This is a genomic window from Thioclava sp. GXIMD4216 (assembly GCF_037949285.1).
GTDB lineage: Bacteria > Pseudomonadota > Alphaproteobacteria > Rhodobacterales > Rhodobacteraceae > Thioclava > Thioclava litoralis.
This window is the reverse complement of the sequence record NZ_CP149926.1, coordinates 2,593,406-2,610,798: the sequence shown is the minus strand read 5'-3', so window position 1 is coordinate 2,610,798 and position 17,393 is coordinate 2,593,406. Positions and strand designations below refer to the sequence as shown.

The 17,393-nt window shown below is 60.9% G+C and carries 17 protein-coding genes; 5 read left to right on the top strand and 12 right to left on the bottom strand.

Going from position 1 to position 17,393, the window contains the following annotated elements; translation table 11 throughout:
* Positions 1-54: 54 nt before the first annotated feature.
* From WDB88_RS12725 to WDB88_RS12715, 3 genes are all read right to left on the bottom strand, one after another.
* Positions 55-594, bottom strand: a complete 540-nt coding sequence (locus tag WDB88_RS12725; RefSeq protein WP_339108042.1) for a rod shape-determining protein MreD — start codon at positions 592-594, stop codon at positions 55-57.
* Positions 587-1,513: a rod shape-determining protein MreC gene (gene mreC / locus WDB88_RS12720; protein ID WP_339108041.1), complete on the bottom strand. Its 927-nt coding sequence runs from the start codon at positions 1,511-1,513 to the stop codon at positions 587-589. The genes WDB88_RS12725 and mreC overlap by 8 nt, the downstream gene beginning before the upstream one ends.
* A 130-nt stretch (positions 1,514-1,643) precedes the next feature.
* Positions 1,644-2,681 carry a rod shape-determining protein gene (locus WDB88_RS12715; RefSeq protein WP_339108040.1) on the bottom strand — a complete coding sequence of 346 codons (1,038 nt, stop codon included), beginning with the start codon at positions 2,679-2,681 and terminating at the stop codon, positions 1,644-1,646.
* A gap of 285 nt (positions 2,682-2,966) precedes the next feature.
* Here WDB88_RS12715 and WDB88_RS12710 point away from each other — a divergent pair, with 285 nt between their 5' ends.
* Positions 2,967-3,965 carry an acyltransferase family protein gene (locus tag WDB88_RS12710; protein ID WP_339108039.1) on the top strand — a complete coding sequence of 333 codons (999 nt, stop codon included), beginning with the start codon at positions 2,967-2,969 and terminating at the stop codon, positions 3,963-3,965.
* Positions 3,966-4,033: 68 nt separating this feature from the next.
* Here the strand turns inward: WDB88_RS12710 and WDB88_RS12705 are convergent, their stop codons facing one another.
* Complete coding sequence (locus WDB88_RS12705) at positions 4,034-5,593, bottom strand: 2-isopropylmalate synthase (RefSeq protein ID WP_339109537.1); 1,560 nt, start codon at positions 5,591-5,593, stop codon at positions 4,034-4,036.
* 363 nt (positions 5,594-5,956) lie between these two features.
* Between WDB88_RS12705 and WDB88_RS12700 the strand changes: the two genes are divergently transcribed.
* Genes WDB88_RS12700 through WDB88_RS12690 form a run of 3 tightly spaced genes read left to right on the top strand, consistent with a single transcriptional unit; the run spans position 5,957 to position 8,832 of the window.
* Positions 5,957-6,601, top strand: a complete 645-nt coding sequence (locus WDB88_RS12700; RefSeq protein ID WP_339108038.1) for an SDR family NAD(P)-dependent oxidoreductase — start codon at positions 5,957-5,959, stop codon at positions 6,599-6,601.
* A gap of 4 nt (positions 6,602-6,605) precedes the next feature.
* Complete coding sequence (locus WDB88_RS12695) at positions 6,606-7,310, top strand: SDR family oxidoreductase (protein WP_339108037.1); 705 nt, start codon at positions 6,606-6,608, stop codon at positions 7,308-7,310.
* A complete protein-coding gene (locus WDB88_RS12690; protein ID WP_339108036.1) occupies positions 7,300-8,832 on the top strand; it encodes a cryptochrome/photolyase family protein in 1,533 nt (510 codons plus the stop codon). The genes WDB88_RS12695 and WDB88_RS12690 overlap by 11 nt, the downstream gene beginning before the upstream one ends.
* Here WDB88_RS12690 and yihA read toward each other — a convergent pair.
* The 8 genes from yihA to rpmH form a co-directional block, all read right to left on the bottom strand.
* Positions 8,829-9,479: a ribosome biogenesis GTP-binding protein YihA/YsxC gene (gene yihA, locus WDB88_RS12685; protein ID WP_339108035.1), complete on the bottom strand. Its 651-nt coding sequence runs from the start codon at positions 9,477-9,479 to the stop codon at positions 8,829-8,831. The genes WDB88_RS12690 and yihA overlap by 4 nt on opposite strands.
* Positions 9,479-10,237, bottom strand: a complete 759-nt coding sequence (locus WDB88_RS12680) for an MOSC domain-containing protein (protein WP_339108034.1) — start codon at positions 10,235-10,237, stop codon at positions 9,479-9,481. Before WDB88_RS12680 ends, yihA begins: the two co-directional genes overlap by 1 nt.
* The gene (yidC, locus tag WDB88_RS12675) at positions 10,234-12,075 is read right to left on the bottom strand and encodes a membrane protein insertase YidC (RefSeq protein ID WP_339108033.1); all 1,842 of its coding nucleotides are present in this window, start codon (positions 12,073-12,075) and stop codon (positions 10,234-10,236) included. The genes WDB88_RS12680 and yidC overlap by 4 nt, the downstream gene beginning before the upstream one ends.
* Before the next feature lie 125 nt (positions 12,076-12,200).
* Positions 12,201-13,688: a GGDEF domain-containing phosphodiesterase gene (locus WDB88_RS12670; protein ID WP_339108032.1), complete on the bottom strand. Its 1,488-nt coding sequence runs from the start codon at positions 13,686-13,688 to the stop codon at positions 12,201-12,203.
* Positions 13,689-13,807: 119 nt separating this feature from the next.
* On the bottom strand, positions 13,808-14,689 hold the full coding sequence (gene ttcA, locus WDB88_RS12665) for a tRNA 2-thiocytidine(32) synthetase TtcA (protein ID WP_339108031.1): 882 nt from the start codon (positions 14,687-14,689) through the stop codon (positions 13,808-13,810).
* Positions 14,676-14,957 carry a membrane protein insertion efficiency factor YidD gene (gene yidD, locus WDB88_RS12660; protein WP_339108030.1) on the bottom strand — a complete coding sequence of 94 codons (282 nt, stop codon included), beginning with the start codon at positions 14,955-14,957 and terminating at the stop codon, positions 14,676-14,678. Before yidD ends, ttcA begins: the two co-directional genes overlap by 14 nt.
* On the bottom strand, positions 14,954-15,478 hold the full coding sequence (gene rnpA / locus WDB88_RS12655; protein WP_339108029.1) for a ribonuclease P protein component: 525 nt from the start codon (positions 15,476-15,478) through the stop codon (positions 14,954-14,956). Before rnpA ends, yidD begins: the two co-directional genes overlap by 4 nt.
* 50 nt (positions 15,479-15,528) lie before the next feature.
* Positions 15,529-15,663 carry a 50S ribosomal protein L34 gene (gene rpmH, locus WDB88_RS12650; RefSeq protein WP_339108028.1) on the bottom strand — a complete coding sequence of 45 codons (135 nt, stop codon included), beginning with the start codon at positions 15,661-15,663 and terminating at the stop codon, positions 15,529-15,531.
* 277 nt (positions 15,664-15,940) lie between these two features.
* Here rpmH and WDB88_RS12645 point away from each other — a divergent pair, with 277 nt between their 5' ends.
* The gene (locus WDB88_RS12645) at positions 15,941-17,332 is read left to right on the top strand and encodes a HAMP domain-containing sensor histidine kinase (protein WP_339108027.1); all 1,392 of its coding nucleotides are present in this window, start codon (positions 15,941-15,943) and stop codon (positions 17,330-17,332) included.
* The last annotated feature ends 61 nt before the right edge of the window (positions 17,333-17,393 follow it).

Below are 17,393 nucleotides of genomic sequence, written 5' to 3'. Positions count from 1 at the left end.
AGGAATATCGGTGCGGGCACGGGGCGCGTGCCCGGGGGAAGGCGGCCTTGCGGGCTAGACACTATGGCCCAGATCATCAACCTCGCCCGGAACCGCCCGCTTGAGCCCGAAGGCCAGCCGCGACAGTCCGATCACGACCGGATAGGCGATCAGCGTGGTCAGGGCCTGCAGCAGGACACGCCCGAGCGGCGGTTGGTCAAGCATCAACACGGTCATGACCAGACGTTCCAGCAAGACCATCGCCACAAGAATAACCGCAGTCATCGCGATTTCGACGGCAAAGGGCATCTCGCGCAGGCGCAATTCGCGCTTGCGCAGCCATTCGGTGGCCAGAAGCACGATCAGGGTCCACAGCCCCGGCACCCGCCAGAACACCAGATCCTGCACGAAAAACACCGCGATGATCAGCAGGGCGGGCACATAATCGGGGCGGCGCTGAACCCATGCCAGAGCGAAGGCAAGGGTCAGGTCGGGGCCGGGAATGCCGTGATAGGTGGGCGAAACGGGCAGCAGCCGGATGAAGATGATGGCCGAGGCGATCACCAGAAACAGGCATCGGTGCATCCATATCCGCGAGGTCAGCGGGTCAACCATTGCTTTGCCCGTTCTGTGCCTGCGGGGCCGGTGGCAGCGCCTGCTGTTCGCTGTCGATCTTGCCGATCGGGGGCGGGATCAGCGCCCCGACGCCTTTCAGCTGCTCTGCCGGATGCGACCGCAGCACCTTGAGATATTCGAGGCGCTCGTAATCGGCAGACAGCCGGACGCGCAGCCGACCGTTGCGCTCGACAACCTGTCCGACCAGCAGACCGGCAGGGAACACACCGCCATCGCCCGAGCTGACCACGCGGTCACCGGCCTGAATACGGTCGGGATGTTCAAGGAAATCAAGCGGCGGGAAAGGCGAGTTGTCGCCCGACATGATCGCTCTCTGGCCCGAAGGCTGCAAGGTCACCGGAATGCGCGAGGAGGAATCGGTCAGCAGCACCACCCGCGAGGTGGTCTTGCCGACGCCCGAGATACGCCCCACAAGCCCCAGACCATCCATCGTCGCCCAGCCATCCACGATCCCGTCGCGCGAGCCGATATTCAGCAGCACCGACTGCCGGAAGGGCGAGCCGCTATCGGCCAGCACCACGCCCGACACCGAGGTCAGCTTTGGATCAAGCCGGACATTGTTCTGTGCCAGAAGCTTGTCGTTTTCCTGCCGGAGCTGGACGGCGGCCTCTTTCCACGCCTTCATCTGCTGCAACTCGCGGCGCAGTTCCTGATTCTGGTCGTAAAGCCGTGCGTAGGACTGGAAGCCCTCGACCATATCCAGAAACTTGGTCACCGGCACCATCGCCCAGTCAAAGGTCGGAACGTATCTGTCGATGAAGGCCGAACGCAGCCGCTCGACACGCGGGTTATCCACGCGCCACAGAATGACCGTCGCCACAAGGGCGAGTGCGAGAATGGCAATGACAATCCGGCGCAGCGGGCCGAGATAGTCCTCTTCGTCGCGGTGTCTTGCCACGTCCTTCTCCGGAAGCTGGGTGAGCCTTGGCCGTATCTCATGCCGATCAGGCGAGGTATATAACGAAAACGGGCGCCCCGCTCAACGCAGCAGACGCCCGCCCATGATCACATTCGCACGCGAGGCAGCCTTAGCTGTCGAAGTCGATCACGTGACGCAGTTGTTTTTCATATTCCAGCGCCTTGCCGGTGCCCAGGGCCACACAGTTCAGCGACTGGTCGGCAATCGAGATCGACAGGCCGGTCTGTTCCCGCAGCGCCAGATCCAGTTCGCCCAGCAGCGCGCCGCCCCCCGTGAGCATGACGCCACGGTCCACGATATCGGCTGCCAGATCCGGCGGGGTGGTCTCCAGCGCCTGCATCACGGCATCACAGATCTGCTGCACCGGCTCGGCCAGTGCTTCGGCGATCTGGGCCTGGGTGATCTCTACCTCTTTCGGCACGCCGTTCAGGATGTCGCGCCCGCGCACCGAAAGCGATGCGCCACGCCCGTCATCGGGCATGCGGGCCGACCCGATGGTGGTCTTGATCCGCTCTGCGGTGGCTTCCCCGACAAGCAGGTTCATATTGCGACGCAGATAGGCGATGACCGCCTCATCCATCCGGTCGCCGCCCACACGCACCGAGCGGGCATAGACGATATCGCCCAGCGAGAGCACTGCGACTTCGGTCGTGCCACCGCCGATATCGACCACCATCGAGCCGGTGGGATCGGTGATCGGCATGCCCGCGCCGATGGCCGCCGCAATCGGTTCGGCAATCAGACCGGCGCGGCGGGCACCGGCGGAGATCAGCGACTGACGGATGGCGCGTTTTTCAACGGGGGTTGCACCTTGGGGCACACAGCAGATGATTTTCGGTTTGGATAGGGTCGAGCGGCGGTGCACCTTGCGGATGAAATACTTGATCATCTCTTCGGCGCTGTCGAAATCGGCAATGACGCCTTCGCGCATCGGCCGGATGGCTTCAATGGACCCCGGCGTCCGGCCCAGCATCAGCTTGGCATCCTCGCCCACGGCCAGAACCTGCTTTTTGCCGTCCTTGACGTGATAGGCTACAACGGAGGGCTCGTTCAGTACGATGCCACGCCCTTTCACGTAGACAAGCGTATTCGCCGTCCCGAGGTCGATCGCCATGTCCGATGAAAAGATTCCGCCCAAGCTAACCATGTTTCGTCCTGCACTGCCCTGTAAATGCCTTGGCGACTCAGGTGGTCGCCCCCAAGCCCGTATAGTCAAGGATGACGAGGGCGGAAAGTCTAATTGCCCTCACGACATTGCAATGATGCACCTATCCGCCCATCACATGGTTGCGAGTGGCCTATACGCGATATTCAGCCGGTAAAAGGGCGGGATTCCGCGCGAAAACTGTCACTTTCCGAACATGCCTGAAAATCACGCGATGGTGTCGGACCTCGGGCTTTTGCTGCGGGTTGGGGTCGGGCAGGAGGGGACATGACCAATAGCATGATCTGGACAGGGACCGCGCAGATCCGGCCCGCCACCGCCACCACCGGACGTATCGCTGCGATTGAATGGGCGAAAATCGCTTTCGCACTGTCGATTGTCTGCCTGCATACGGGGATATTTGCCGACCTGTCCCGCCCGCTGAATATCCTGATCGGGAATAATTTCGCACGGCTGGGTGTGCCCTTTTTCTTCTTCGTAACGGGGTTCTATTTCCAGACGCAGGTTGCACGCGGGATCACGGGATTGCTGCGCCGGATGGCGGGGCTTTATGTGATCTGGACGCTGGTCTATATGCCGTTCTGGTTGCCGCAGGCCAATATGCAGCTTTTCGTCACCAATCTTGTGGTGGGCTACTGGCAGCTCTGGTATCTGTTGGCCGCCCTGATCAGCGCGGTCATGCTGTCTCTTGTGCGGGGGCTTTCCGCCCGTATGCTGCTGGCGCTGGCCTTGGCGATTTTGGCGCTGGGGGCGGTGCTGCAATATGGGCAGCGGGTGGACCAAAGCCCCGCCTTTGGCAGCTTGCCCATTTCGGCAGACGGGGCGCTGGCGCGTAACTTCCTGTTTTTCGCGTTTCCGTTCATGGCATTGGGAGATGTGACAGCGCGTTTTTCGGGCGCTTGGGCCCGATTGGGAAAGACAAGAAAACGCGTGATTTTCTGGGCTGCCGCGGGCTTGTTCGTGCTGGAAGTCGGGGTAAACGACTTTTTGTTCAATGCCGTTGGTCCGTTCGATATCTTCCTGTCCAGCGCGGCCTTCATCCCGTTCCTGTTCCTGACGCTGCAAAGCCGGAATTGGGGCGGAAGGGGGCAGGTATCCTCCGCGTGGTCCACGGGGATCTATCTGGTGCATGTGCTGTGGATCGATATTCTGGCGCTGATCGTGCCGGATCTGCCCTATCTGGCGAAGGGGGTGGCGGTGATCGCGCTATCTCTGGCCTCTGTGCCGCTGTTGCGCCGGATCAATCGGGCGGTGCCCGTGCTTTAGAGGGCTAGGGCGCAAGACAAACGGCGCGGAAAGCTCCGCGCCGTCATCCGTTGTTGTAATCGGTCAGGTCACTCTTTGAACGACACTGTTTTCATATCGGCATCCGGTGCTGTCTTGGTGCGGCGCACGATCAGACGGTTGAGCGCGCCGACATAGGCTTTGACCGAGGCCAGAATGGTGTCGGTATCGGCGGCCGAGCCGGTCACGATGCGGCCATCCTCTTCGAGACGCACCGAAACGGTGGCCTGTGCATCGGTGCCATCGGTTACGGCCTGCACCTGATAGAGCTTCAGGCGCGCGCCATGCGGGAAGATCTGCTTGACCGCGTTGAAGCAGGCATCTACGGGGCCGTCGCCTTGGCAATGCGCGGTTTTCTCAACGCCATTCACGGTCATCACCAGATCGGCCTCTTGGCCGTCCGACCCGCAGATCACGCGCAGTTTCTTCACTTGCAGATGGTCTTCGCCGGTATTGGCGGCGCTATCGGTCATCAGCGCGATCAGATCCTCGTCATAGACCTCTTTCTTGCGGTCGGCCAAAGCCTTGAAGCGCACGAAAACGTCCTGCAACTGGTTATCGGCCAGATCGTAACCCAGTTCCTTCAGCTTCGAGCGCAGCGCGGCACGGCCCGAATGCTTGCCCATCGCGATATTGGTTTCGGTGATGCCGATATCGGCGGGCTTCATGATCTCGAAGGTCTCGACGTTTTTCAGCACGCCATCCTGGTGGATGCCCGATTCATGCAAGAAGGCGTTCTTGCCGACGATCGCCTTGTTGAACTGCACCGCAAAGCCCGAAACCTGACTCACACGACGCGAGAGGTTCATGATCTTGGTGGTGTCGATCTTGGTCTGATAGGGCATCAGGTCGCGGCGGACGCGCAGCGCCATGACGACCTCTTCCAGCGCGGTATTGCCCGCACGTTCGCCCAAGCCGTTGATCGTACATTCGATCTGGCGGGCCCCTGCCGAGACAGCGGCCAAGCTGTTCGCCGTCGCCATGCCGAGGTCATTGTGGCAATGGGTCGCAAAGATCACATCCGACGCGCCCGGAACCTTTTCCAAGAGCATGCGGATGATCTCTGCCGATTCGTCGGGCAGGGTGTAGCCCACGGTATCGGGGATGTTGATCGTGGTGGCGCCCGCCTTGATCGCGGTTTCGACCACGCGGCAGAGATAGTCCCGCTCGGTGCGGATCGCATCCATCGCCGACCATTGCACGTCCTCGCAGAGGTTGCGGGCATGGGTGACGGTCTCGAAGATGCGCTCGACCATCTCGTCCTGGTTCAGCTTGGTGATCTCGCGGTGGCTGGGCGAGGTGCCGATGAAGGTATGGATACGGGGGCGGGCGGCGTGTTTCACGGCCTCCCAGCAGCGGTCGATATCCTTGTAATTGGCGCGGCTGAGGCCACAGATCACCGAATTCTTGGCGTTTTTCGCAATGTCGCTGACAGCGGCGAAATCGCCTTCGGACGCGATCGGGAAGCCTGCCTCGATAATATCCACGCCCATTTCATCGAGCAAACCGGCGATTTCGAGCTTTTCGTTATGGCTCATCGTCGCACCCGGCGATTGCTCGCCGTCGCGCAGGGTGGTGTCAAAGATCAGAACTTGGGAATTATCGGTCATGTTCGCAGCCATGGTTGTCTCCTCGTAAACGGCTCTTAACGCGATTGGACCCCGATGGCCAGCAATCCGCTTGGGCATCGGGTGGCTTGGGCGCTGGCTACCTCCGAGCGGTCGCGCCCAAGGGCACGCTCAGAGGCGCGTAAGAAGAAGGAGAAGGCCGCGCAGCGCGCCGGCACCAACCGTCGGGCCACGCCCTTGGGCGACCTGCGAGGTGAGAGTATTTGCGCTGCATGTCATCATGGGCTGGACTATAGGCATCAGATCCGTATTGAAAAGCGAAAAATGGCCGTATCGGTCCTTTTTTTAGGGTTGAATTCATGCTGCACTGCGGCAATTTCAGGTAGGGAGCAGTAGGGGGCAGCGATGCGCGCATTGATCATCGGCGATACGGGCGGGATAGGCGAGGCCCTGCGGGACCGTCTGGAGCGGGGCGGGCACGAGGTCTTGGGCCTTTCGCGCGCCCGTGACGGTTTCGACATCTCGGAAGAGGCCAAGATCGAGGCGGTCATATCGGGGCTGGATGGCACGTTCGATATGGTGGTCATCGCGTCGGGCATTCTGGGCACACCGGAAAAGTCGCTTGCGACGCTGAAAGCCGACGAGATGATGCGCCTTTTCGCGGTGAATGCGATGGGGCCTGCCTTGGTGATGAAACATGTCACCCGCCTCTTGCCGAAAGACAGTCGCGCCCATCTGGCAGTCCTGTCGGCGCGGGTCGGCTCGATTGGCGATAACTATCTGGGCGGGTGGTATTCCTATCGTGCCTCCAAAGCGGCGCTTAACCAGCTTGTGCGCACGGCCTCTATCGAATTGCGGCGCAAATTTCCCGAACTCGTGGTGGCGGCGCTGCATCCCGGTACGGTCGCCACGGCCTTCACCAGCAATTACACGATGGATAAGGTTTCGCCGGATGAGGCGGCAGAACGGCTGCTTTCGGTGCTTCAGGGTTTGACGCCGGAACAAAGCGGTGGTTTCTGGGATTATTCCGGCAAATCAGTAGAGTGGTGAACATATGAAGACGGCGATCGTGACAGGGGCGGCCTCGGGGATCGGACGGGCGATTGCGCTGCGTCTGGTCAAGGAGGGGTGGCAGGTTGCGGCGCTGGATATCGACGAGGCCGCGCTTGCGACCTTGCCACATGAGATGGCGCTGTGGGATTTTGCCTGCGATCTGGCCGATGAGGCGTCGGTGAAATCGGCGGTGGAGCAGGCGGGGTTCGACCGGCTGGATCTGCTGGTGAATAATGGTGGTCCCGCCGATCCGTTTTCCGGCCCGATCGAAACTATGACGCTGGCCGATTGGGATCACTGGATCGAACCGCATCTGACAGGCACCTTCCTGATGGTGCGCGAATGTGCGCCCGCCTTGCGCGCGGCGCGGGGGGCTGTGGTGAATATGGCCTCCACCCGTGCCATCCAGTCGCAGCCGCAGACCTATGGTTATGCTGCCGCCAAAGGGGGCGTTGTGGCGCTGACCCATGCGCTGGCGGTCGGCATGGGGCCGGATGTGCGGGTGAATGCCATCGCACCGGGCTGGATCGATACGGTGGGCGAGCCTCTGTCCGCGCGCGATCATCTGCAGCATCCGGCGGGCCGTGTGGGCACGCCCGACGATATCGCCGAGGCGGTGCTCTATCTGGCAGGGGCGGGGTTTGTGACAGGGCAGGTTCTGCCGGTCGATGGTGGTATGACGCGTCGGATGATCTATGAAGAATAACCCGCGTCTGGTTCTGGTGCTGGGGGACCAGTTGACGCTTGAGGGCGCGGCCTTGCGTGCCGCCGACAAGGCGCGCGATGTTGTCGTGATGGCCGAGGTCCGCGCCGAGACCGATTATGTCGGCCACCACAAACAGAAGATCGCGCTGGTCTTTTCTGCCATGCGCCATTTTGCCGAAACCCTGCGGGCGGAGGGCTGGCAGGTCGCCTATACGGCGCTGGAGGATGCGGGCAATTCCGGCTCGATCACGGGCGAGCTTCTGCGCCGCGCCGACGAGTTTGGCGCGAAATCGGCGGTGACGATTGCGCCCGGAGAATGGCGTTTGCGGCAGGCGCTGGAGGATGGCCCGATCCCTGTGGTGCAGCTGCCCGATGACCGCTTCCTCTGTTCCGAAGCCGAGTTTGCCGAATGGGCCAAGGGTCGCAAGTCCCTGCGGATGGAGTATTTCTACCGCGAGATGCGCCGCAAGACGGGCCTCTTGATGGAAGGCGATGCCCCCGAGGGCGGCAAGTGGAATTACGACGCCGAGAACCGCAAGCCCGCACAGGCCGATCTGTTCCGGGTGAAGGCGCCGCAGTTTGCCCCCGATAAGACCACGCAGGAGGTGCTTGATCTGGTGGCGCGGGAGTTTGCGGATAACTTCGGCCGGCTGGAAGGGTTCAACTGGGCGGTGGATCGGGCAGGGGCGCTTGAGGCGCTGGATCATTTCATCGCGCATAATCTGGCGGATTTCGGGACCTATCAGGATGCGATGCTTGAAGATGACCCGCTGCTGTATCACTCGCTTCTGTCGCCCTATATGAACCTCGGGCTGTTGGGGGTGCTGGAGGTCTGTCAGGCAGCGGCGCGCGCCTATGCGGGCGGCAAAGTGCCTCTCAATTCGGCGGAAGGCTTCATCCGGCAGATCATCGGCTGGCGCGAATATGTGCGGGGCATTTATTTCCATGAGGGGCCCGATTATACCTCGCGCAACCATCTGGACCAGCACCGCAAGCTGCCTTGGGCCTATTGGGGCGGCGAAACCAAGATGAACTGCCTGTCCCATGCCGTGGCCCAGACCCGCGATCTGGCCTATGCCCATCATATCCAGCGGCTTATGGTCACCGGAAATTTCGCGCTTCTGGCAGGGGTGGACCCCGCGCAGGTGCAGGAATGGTATCTGGCGGTCTATATCGATGCGTTCGAATGGGTCGAGGCGCCCAATACCGCAGGCATGAGCCAGTTTGCCGATGGCGGCGTGATTGCCTCCAAACCCTATGTATCCTCGGGCGCCTATGTCGACCGGATGTCGGATTATTGCGGGTCTTGCGCCTATTCGGTGAAGGCAAAAACGGGCGAGGGGGCTTGCCCGTTCAATCTGCTCTATTGGCACTTTCTCGACAGAAACCGAGAGAAATTTGCCAATAACCCCCGTATGGCTGTCATTTATCGATCATGGGACAAACGAAAGCCCGAAGATCGTGAAACGATCCTCGGGCAGGCGGAAGTCATGCTGAACAAGATCGCGCAGGACGCGTTTTAATCTAGACCTGCGATGATCGCGCGCAGGGTCTCGATGCCCACGCCTTTGTCAGACGATGTCAGGATGATCTCGGGGTGAGCCGCCGGATGTTTGGCCAAAGCGCCCGACACCTGTTGGAACAGGGCCTCATGATCTTTGGCGTTGATCTTATCGGCCTTGGTCAGCACCACTTGGAAGGTGACGGCGGATCTATCCAGAAGCGTCAGGATCTCTTCATCCACCGCTTTCACCCCATGACGCGAATCGATCAGCACGAAGACGCGGCGCAGGGTGGGGCGGCCCGCCAGATAGGCGCGCAGCAGCTCTTGCCATTTCTTCACGACCGGCACCGGCGCTTGCGCGAACCCATAGCCGGGAAGGTCGACCAGATAGGGGCCGTCCTGCGTGGTGAAGAAGTTGATTTCTTGCGTCCGGCCCGGCGTGTTCGAGGCGCGCGCAAGGTTCTTACGACCCGTTAGCGCGTTGATCAAAGACGATTTCCCGACGTTGGAACGCCCTGCAAAACAGACCTCGATCCGGTCGGCAGGTGGCATGCCCGACATTGCCACAACGCCCTTGAGAAACTCGACGGGGGCGGCAAACATCAACCGGCCACGCTCGGCCGCGAATTGCTCGGGGGCGGGGGCTTCCTTGAATTGGATTTGCATCAGATCACCTCGATTGTGCTGCCGGTCGCGATTTCACCGGATTTCGTGACACGCACGAAAACCCCTAGATTGGTATGCCCATACTGGTCTTTGAGCAGTTTGAGAAGATCCTGGTCGCGTTCTCCGGTTGCAGGATTGCCGTCGGGGGCACGGCAGCGGCCCACAGGCTCGACCACTTCCAGCTCTGCTTCGCCCATGCGCAGCCGTTGGCCGATCAGGGTTTGCTCATACATCGGGGCCCAGTCCGACACCCAGAGATTGGCGCGGAAACGACGCATATCCAGATCGCAGCCACAGGCCTCCGAGACCTCCCTGAGCGACGCGGTCCCGATCAGCGAGAGCACGGGCGTGCTCTGGTCGGTCAGCGGCTGGTCTTTGGCCTTGGCCAGAACGGTCGGGCGGGGACGGTGCTCGGGCCAGAGATCGGAGATCCACGCCAGAAACGCGGCCTGTCCTTCGGGTGTTTCCGGATTGAAACATATCTCTGGCTTTGCCGGATGGCGCAGGCAGAACTGGTTTTCAAGGGTCTCATGTGTGACGGCCATCAGATCGGGAGCGGAAACCCCGACGAGAAAGTTCATCTTCCGCGCCCAATCCGTCCGGCCCGCATGGGCCTCGATCTTTGAGCCTTCATGCAGCACGCCCCAGACCCTGTCCAAAGGCAGAGCGCGCCCCTCGGTGAGGGACGCGCTGCTGATGGCTTCCGCCCCGATCGATTTGATCGGATGGCGGAATATGTTGCTTAGAGTGCCGATCATTTGGCCTTTCCGCCGGACTTCTTCGCGAAGCTCGACTTGATATTGCCGAAGATATCGGGGCGTTTCCCGTGCATCGACATGATCGTGTATTGCTGGATGAAGGTGATCGTGTTGTTCGCGATCCAGTAGAGCACGAGGCCCGAGGCAAAGCTGCCCAGCATGAACATGAAGATCCACGGCATCCACGCGAAGATCATCGCCTGGCTCTTGTCGGCGGGGGCGGGGTTCAGCTTTTGCTGGAACCACATCGACACGCCCAAGAGGATCGGCAGGATGCCGAGGCTGAGGATGAAGAGGAAGTTACCCGGCTCTGGCGTGCCCCACGGCAGAAGGCCGAAGAGGTTCAGGATCGAGGTCGGATCGGGGGCCGAGAGGTCATGGATCCAGCCGATCCACGGCGCGTGATACAGCTCGATCGTGACATAGATCACCTTATAGAGCGAGAAGAAGATCGGGATCTGCAGCAGGATGGGCAGACAGCCCGCTGCCGGATTGACCTTGTTCTTCTTGTAAAGCTCCATCATGCCCTGCTGCAGCTTCTGGCGGTCATCGCCTGCGCGCTCTTTCAGGGCTTCCATCTCGGGTTGCAGTTCCTTCATCTTCGCCATCGAGATGTAGGATTTGCGCGCCAGCGGGAAGACGATCAGCTTGATGATACAGGTCAGTGCGATGATCGCCCAGCCCATATTGCCGATCGCGGCATGCAGCCAGTGCAGCAGCCAGAAGATCGGTTTGGTCAGGAAGTAGAACCAGCCCCAATCGATGGAGTCGATGAACTTCACGATCCCCAGATCGTCCTGATAATGCTTGATGACCTCATATTCCTTTGCGCCCGCAAAGAGATAGGTATCTGCCGATTGGGTGGCCCCGGCGGCAACCGTCATAACCGGCAAGCGGGTTTCGGTCTGGTAGATGTCGGACTGCTCGCCGGAATATTTCACGACCGAGGTGAAAGGACCGGTTTTCGGGGCAAGCGTCGTCATCCAGTATTTGTCGGTAAAGCCGGTCCAGCCGTTATCGGCGACCGAGATCAGCTCTGCCTGACCTTCACCGGCGCTCTGTTCGAGATCCTTGAACTTCTTGTATTTGATCTCTTCCAGCTTGCCATCGCTCATCCGCACGGCACCTTCATGCAGCACATAGGTGGATTTCGACGGCGGCAGACCGTGGCGGGCGATGATGCCATAGGGCGCCAGACGCACCTCCTGATCGGTGGTGTTCTCGACCGATTGCTGGATGGTGAACAGGTAATCCTTGTCGACCGAGATCGTGCGGTGGAAGACAAGACCGGCTCCGTTATCCCATGTCAGGGTCACAGGCGTTTCGGGGGTCAGCTTGGCTCCGTCCGGAGCGGACCATACCGTGCGCGGGCCGGGCACCTTATCTGCGGAATAGCCGCCAGCGGGAAGCCAGCCATAGACCACGTAATAGGGTTTGGCAGCATTGGTGTCGTCGCCGCCAACCGGTGCAAGAAGACGCACATCGGGCGAATTCTTGTCGAGTGTTTCTTTATACTTTTCAAGCGAGAGATCGTCGAAACGACCACCCAGCAGCGAGATCGAGCCCTTCAGGTCGGGGGTCTCGATGGCGATCCGCGGGATCTGGGCCAACTGGTCGCTGGTGGCGGTGGCCACGGCATTGGCATCCTGCGTCGCTTGCGCCAGTGCCTCCGGCGTGGGGGCGATGCTCGGTGCGGTGGCCGAGGCGGCCTGATCCGAGACGGTTTCACCACCCTCCGGATTTGTCGTCTGCTCCGGTGGGAAGAAGACTGTCCAGCCGATCAGCACGAGCGCAGAAAGCACGGCTGCGATGATGAGGTTCTTGTTCTGGTTTTCCATGGGCGATGGGATCCGTCTGCCTTTCGGGAAGTCGCTCCGGTTCAACAGAAGGGGGGGCAAAAGGTCAAGCCCTTTCCCCCCGTTCCGTGACTTCCAGACGGAATTCGTGATGACGACACCGGTTTTTAGCTGCCGCGTCGGGTATTCAGGCGCGGCGTCTGTTCCAGCTTGGCCATGTGACGACTGATCCAGTCATGGGTGTCTTCCAGCGGCATGGGGGTGGCAATGCCGCGGCCCTGCACATGGTTGCAGCCCAGTTGCGAGAGCATCGCATGTTCGCCGATCGAACTGACACCCTCGGCAATCGTCTGGATGCCCAGCCCCTCGGCCAGCGAAATGATGGCGGCGACAAGGCGTTGCTGTTCGGCGTCGTGATCCACATGGGCGACGAAGCTGCGATGGATGCGGATCCGGCCCGCGCAGGCATTGCGTACCGAATTGATCGAGGCGGGGCCATTGCCAAATCCGGCCAGTTCGATCTTGCACCCCATTTTGCGACAGGCGCTGAGCGTATGCGAGATCATGTCGTCATTGAGCTTCGAGACGATGTCCTGTTCTAGCACCAGACGGATCTGGTCGGCGGGCAGTTCGAAACGGTCGAATTCCCATTGCAGGCGTTCGGGCATTTTCGGATTGGTCAGCAGCTCTTCATTGATCGGCAGGGAGATGATGCCCACCAGTTCCTCGCGGGCATTCCATTCTTTCAGGGCATGGAACACCTGAAACATCATCACTTCGTAAAAGCGCGTGCGCAGATTGGCGGCGATGACGGCGGGCATGATATCGGTCTCACCCAGCACGCCTCGTTCGCGGTGCAGCCAGCGCGGCATGGCCTGCATGCCGGAGATCAGGCCGGTATCCGTGCAGATCTGTGGCTGGAAATAGGCAACGATCTCACCGTTCTCGAGCGCATCCCCGACCTCTGCCGACAAAGCCGTGCGGATTTCTGCCGTGCGACGGATCTCGTTCGAATAGGCACGGATTGCCGAAGGCCCGTTGCGCGAGGCTTCCTCTGCAGCGGTTTCGGCCGCTTCCAGGATCGACACGGCATCGGATCCGGGACTGCGGTTCATCTGGCAAAAGCCCAGATGGAATGTCGGTGACAGGCTGCGACCGGCAATCGACAGCGGTTCTTCGAGCGTGCTTTGCAGGCGCACCGAAAGCTGGATCATGCTTTCCAGATCCGGATTGGGTGTGGGTTTCAGCATCACCATGAAACGCGCGCCGCCAAGGCGGGCGATGTAATCCGAATCCCGCAAGACCGAGCGCAAACGCTCTGCTGAGCGGCGCATCACATCGTCGAATTCACGGGTGCTGGTATTGGCAACCAGATTTTGCGGTTCGTCCACGCAGATCACGAAGCAGGTCGACAGCCGGTTGCTCTGCCGCGCTTCGGTCATGATCTTGTCCATCATCGGCAGGGCCAGTTCGCGGAGCGGCAGGCCGGTGGCCGGATCGAGCGTGTTCATCTCGATCTCCTCGCCGGGCGTGATGGGGCGGGTCATCCAGCCCACAGCCAGAGCGGTGACGCCAAGCAGGACCATCGCTTCAAGCCCGATCCAGTAGCCTGCGAGAAGGATAGCCGGAGCAAAGGCCATCATTTCCCGTCGCATGAGAATCGGGCCACCTTTGGGGGCGGACTTGCGATTCTGTTCCTTCGACATCACCATACCTCGTCAAACGGCGCATAAATTAATGGCCATAGTCTTAGGTCGGTTTTGTCAGTGTTCGGTTAATCGTGGTGGCGTAAATCGGGGATGTTATCGTTCAAATTTGAACCATCCTGCGGTTTGAGGGCCAATCCGGCAAAGTCGAAAAGCCCCGTGTCCAGCAGGTGGGAAGGGCGCGCATTCATCAACGACCGGAACATCACCTGACGCCGTCCGGGCCTATTTTTCTCCCAGCTATCAAGGAGTTGCTTGACCTGCTGACGTTGCAGCCCGTCCTGACTTCCGCAGAGGTCGCACGGGATGATCGGGTAATTCATATCGCGGGCGAATTTCTCGCAATCCTCTTCGGCGACAAAGGCCAGAGGGCGGTAGACGAACAGATCGCCTTCCTCATTGACCAGTTTCGGCGGCATGGTCGCAAGGCGCCCGCCGTGGAAGAGGTTCATGAAGAAGGTTTCCAGAATATCGTCGCGGTGGTGGCCCAGCACAACGGCCGAGCAGCCTTCCTCGCGCGCGATGCGGTACAGGTTTCCGCGACGCAGGCGCGAGCACAGGGCGCAATAGGTCTTGCCTTGCGGCACCTTGTCCATCACCACGGAATAGGTGTCCTGATATTCGATCCGGTGCGGAACCCCCATTTTTTCAAGGAATTCCGGCAGAACAGTCGCAGGAAAGCCCGGCTGTCCCTGATCGAGGTTGCAGGCAAGGATCTCGACCGGCAGAAGCCCGCGCCATTGCAGCTCGTGCAGCACGGCCAGCAGGGTGTAGCTGTCCTTGCCGCCCGACAGGCAGACCAGCCAGCGTGCGCCGCGTTCGATCATCCCGTACTGCTCGATCGCCTCGCGGGTCTGGCGCACGATACGCTTGCGCAGCTTCTTGAAGGCCGTCGTCGAGGGGGCGTCGGCAAAGAGCGGATGGATCGGGGCGTCGTCATCGTCCAGCATGGTCATGCTCCTTTGCACAATGGCATTTTGCGTCATGGTCGGGGTCAGCGCCCGGCACGGGGTCATAGCCGAAGCCGCCCCACGGATGGCAGCGCAGGATACGCCTGATGCCCAGATAGCTGCCCTTGAACGCGCCATGCAGGGCGAGGGCGTCCAGCATATAGGCGGAACAGGTCGGCTGATACCGGCAGCCATTACCGACCCACGGGCTGGCCACCAGCCGATAGGCCCGTACCGGCAACGCCACGAGATGGGCCAGAGGGCTCATCCGTCCGAACCGGTCGTCGACGGGCCGGAGGCGGATCTGCCTTTGCCGCGGCGCGGGCCGCGCGGGATATCGGGCTTCGGGCCACGCGGCTTGGGCGGGCGGTAATCTTCGGCATGGACCCGTGCGAGGGCGCGGATCAGGTCGTCCTGCATCGCTTGGAAATCATGGGTTGCCGTGGCTTCCGCACGCCCGATCAGCACATAATCCCAGCCGGGCTTGCCATGCACCGGCAGCACCAGTCGGGCAATCTCGCGCAGCCTGCGCTTGGCGCGGTTGCGTGCAACCGAATTGCCGACCTTTTTGGAGCAGGTAAATCCGACGCGCGCCAACAGGGGGGAGACGGGCTCCTCCGCACGCTCGCGCGCCTGAAGCAGGCCTGCGGCCATGCCCTGCCGCCGTGCGGACGCCGCACGCAGGAAATCCGCCCGTTTGCGCAGGATCGCCACAGGGGTAAGCGCATCGGCTACGCATGAAGAAACCGCCGGAGCTGTGCCCGCGCGCTGACCTGAGGGGTCTGTCACGGAAGCGTCCGACGGTGTCATAGGATTAGCCTGTTACCAGTCGCTGCGGCTTATGCCGACAGCGACTTCCGGCCTTTTGCACGGCGTGCATTCAGGACCTTGCGGCCACCTTTGGTTGCCATGCGGGCACGGAACCCGTGGCGACGGGCGCGAACGAGGTTCGAGGGCTGAAAAGTGCGTTTCATCGCTTAACTCCGGGTTCTGATACGGTAGGGCAACACGACGCCAAACGGATTCGGCTGCCGCTCATATTCGAGGCTCGGTCTTTAGTCAGGATAGGACCACAAGTCAATTCACCCGGGGCAGTTTTTTGCCGATAGCAGCGAAGTTGATGACGAAATCACGAGATTTCGGGGCTTGGTCTCTTTTGTCTTTGGCAATCACGCCCTATTTATCGCAAGAAAGCAACAATATTTGCAGACGTTTCCTGGTGTAATCGTCGCGGAGTCACCCGAGACAGGTATGAAGATCAACTCGCTTTCTGGCCGATTTCTTATCCTGACGACGATCTTCGTTGTCCTGGCAGAGTTGTTGATTCTCTTGCCGGGGATTGCCACCTATCGGGAAAACTATCTTTTGACACGGCTGGAGCGCGCCCAGATCGCGTCCCTGTCGCTGCTGGCGACCGACCAGTCGACCATCGATCCGGATCTGGAAAACGAACTTCTGGCGAATGCGGGCGTCTATAACGTCGTTTTGCGCCGCGATGCGGTGCGGCAGCTGGTGCTGTCTTCGCCGCTGCCCGAGGCCATCTCGGGCACCTACGACATTCGTGATGCGTCGCATTGGACGCGGATCAGGGATGCGCTGAAGATTCTGATCGACCCCGAGAACCATATCATCCGCGTGGTGGGCGAGCCGGTGCAGCAGGGGGGGCAGGTGATCGAGATCACGCTCGACACGCGTCCGATCCGGATCGGAATGATCGAATATGGTCTGCGTCTTTTGACGTTGTCTGCGGTGATATCGGGCATCACGGCGGTGCTTCTGTTCGCTTTGGTGCAGCGTTTGATGGTCGCCCCGATCAAGCGGCTGGTGGCGCATATGGCGTCTTACTCCGAGGCTCCCGAAGACAATCGCCGTATCATTGCCCCCAATGCCCGCATCCAAGAGCTTCGCGTGGCCGAGGATGCCTTGGCGGATATGCAGACCCAGCTGACCGCCGCCCTGCGCCAGAAAGAGCGGCTGGCCCAGCTTGGGCAGGCCGTGGCCAAGATCAGCCATGATTTGCGCAATATCCTGACGACGGCGCAGCTCTTTGCCGACCGTATGGAATTTTCCGAGGATCCGGTTGTAAAGCGCGCCGCGCCGAAGCTGATCAATTCCATCGGGCGGGCGGTCAATCTTTGCGAGACGACGCTGGCGTTCGGGAAGGCCGAAGAGCCGCCGCCTTCGCTGTCGCGTTTCATGCTGGCGCCGCTGGTGGCCGAGGTGGTGGAAAGCGAGCAGTCGCTGGAAGGGGCGGGGCTTGTCGATTTTATCGTGGATATCGCGCCGAATCTGACGATCCGCGCCGACCGCGAACAGCTCTACCGTGTGATCTCCAATCTTGTGCGCAATGCGCGGCAGGCGCTGGAGGCCACGGGCGAACATGGCACGATCGAGGTGGGGGCCGGGGAGACCCGTGACGAGTGGTGGATCCGCGTGCAGGATACCGGTCCGGGCCTGCCTGCGAAAACCCGCGAGCATCTGTTCCAGCCCTTTACGGGCGGCTCGCGAAAAGGCGGCACCGGTCTGGGGCTGGCGATTTCTGCCGAGCTGATTCGTGGTCATGGTGGGCGGCTGGAGCTGATGCGCAGCGATGAAACCGGAACACAATTCCTGCTGCATCTGCCGCAGGAGCTTTCCATGTAAGGCATTTGGGGGGTTCGTCGCGTAGGGAATCGCGGGCGGAATGAAAAACTTTCATTTTCCC

Bases quoted from the DNA above. Each gene is read 5' to 3' on its own strand.
- WDB88_RS12725 (WP_339108042.1), bottom strand. From the start codon at position 594: ATGGTTGACCCGCTGACCTCGCGGATATGGATGCACCGATGCCTGTTT.
- WDB88_RS12715 (WP_339108040.1), bottom strand. From the start codon at position 2,681: ATGGTTAGCTTGGGCGGAATCTTTTCATCGGACATGGCGATCGACCTC.
- WDB88_RS12710 (WP_339108039.1), top strand. From the start codon at position 2,967: ATGACCAATAGCATGATCTGGACAGGGACCGCGCAGATCCGGCCCGCC.
- WDB88_RS12705 (WP_339109537.1), bottom strand. From the start codon at position 5,593: ATGACCGATAATTCCCAAGTTCTGATCTTTGACACCACCCTGCGCGAC.
- WDB88_RS12700 (WP_339108038.1), top strand. From the start codon at position 5,957: ATGCGCGCATTGATCATCGGCGATACGGGCGGGATAGGCGAGGCCCTG.
- WDB88_RS12695 (WP_339108037.1), top strand. From the start codon at position 6,606: ATGAAGACGGCGATCGTGACAGGGGCGGCCTCGGGGATCGGACGGGCG.
- WDB88_RS12690 (WP_339108036.1), top strand. From the start codon at position 7,300: ATGAAGAATAACCCGCGTCTGGTTCTGGTGCTGGGGGACCAGTTGACG.
- yihA (WP_339108035.1), bottom strand. From the start codon at position 9,479: ATGCAAATCCAATTCAAGGAAGCCCCCGCCCCCGAGCAATTCGCGGCC.
- WDB88_RS12680 (WP_339108034.1), bottom strand. From the start codon at position 10,237: ATGATCGGCACTCTAAGCAACATATTCCGCCATCCGATCAAATCGATC.
- yidC (WP_339108033.1), bottom strand. From the start codon at position 12,075: ATGGAAAACCAGAACAAGAACCTCATCATCGCAGCCGTGCTTTCTGCG.
- WDB88_RS12670 (WP_339108032.1), bottom strand. From the start codon at position 13,688: ATGCGACGGGAAATGATGGCCTTTGCTCCGGCTATCCTTCTCGCAGGC.
- ttcA (WP_339108031.1), bottom strand. From the start codon at position 14,689: ATGCTGGACGATGACGACGCCCCGATCCATCCGCTCTTTGCCGACGCC.
- yidD (WP_339108030.1), bottom strand. From the start codon at position 14,957: ATGAGCCCTCTGGCCCATCTCGTGGCGTTGCCGGTACGGGCCTATCGG.
- rpmH (WP_339108028.1), bottom strand. From the start codon at position 15,663: ATGAAACGCACTTTTCAGCCCTCGAACCTCGTTCGCGCCCGTCGCCAC.
- WDB88_RS12645 (WP_339108027.1), top strand. From the start codon at position 15,941: ATGAAGATCAACTCGCTTTCTGGCCGATTTCTTATCCTGACGACGATC.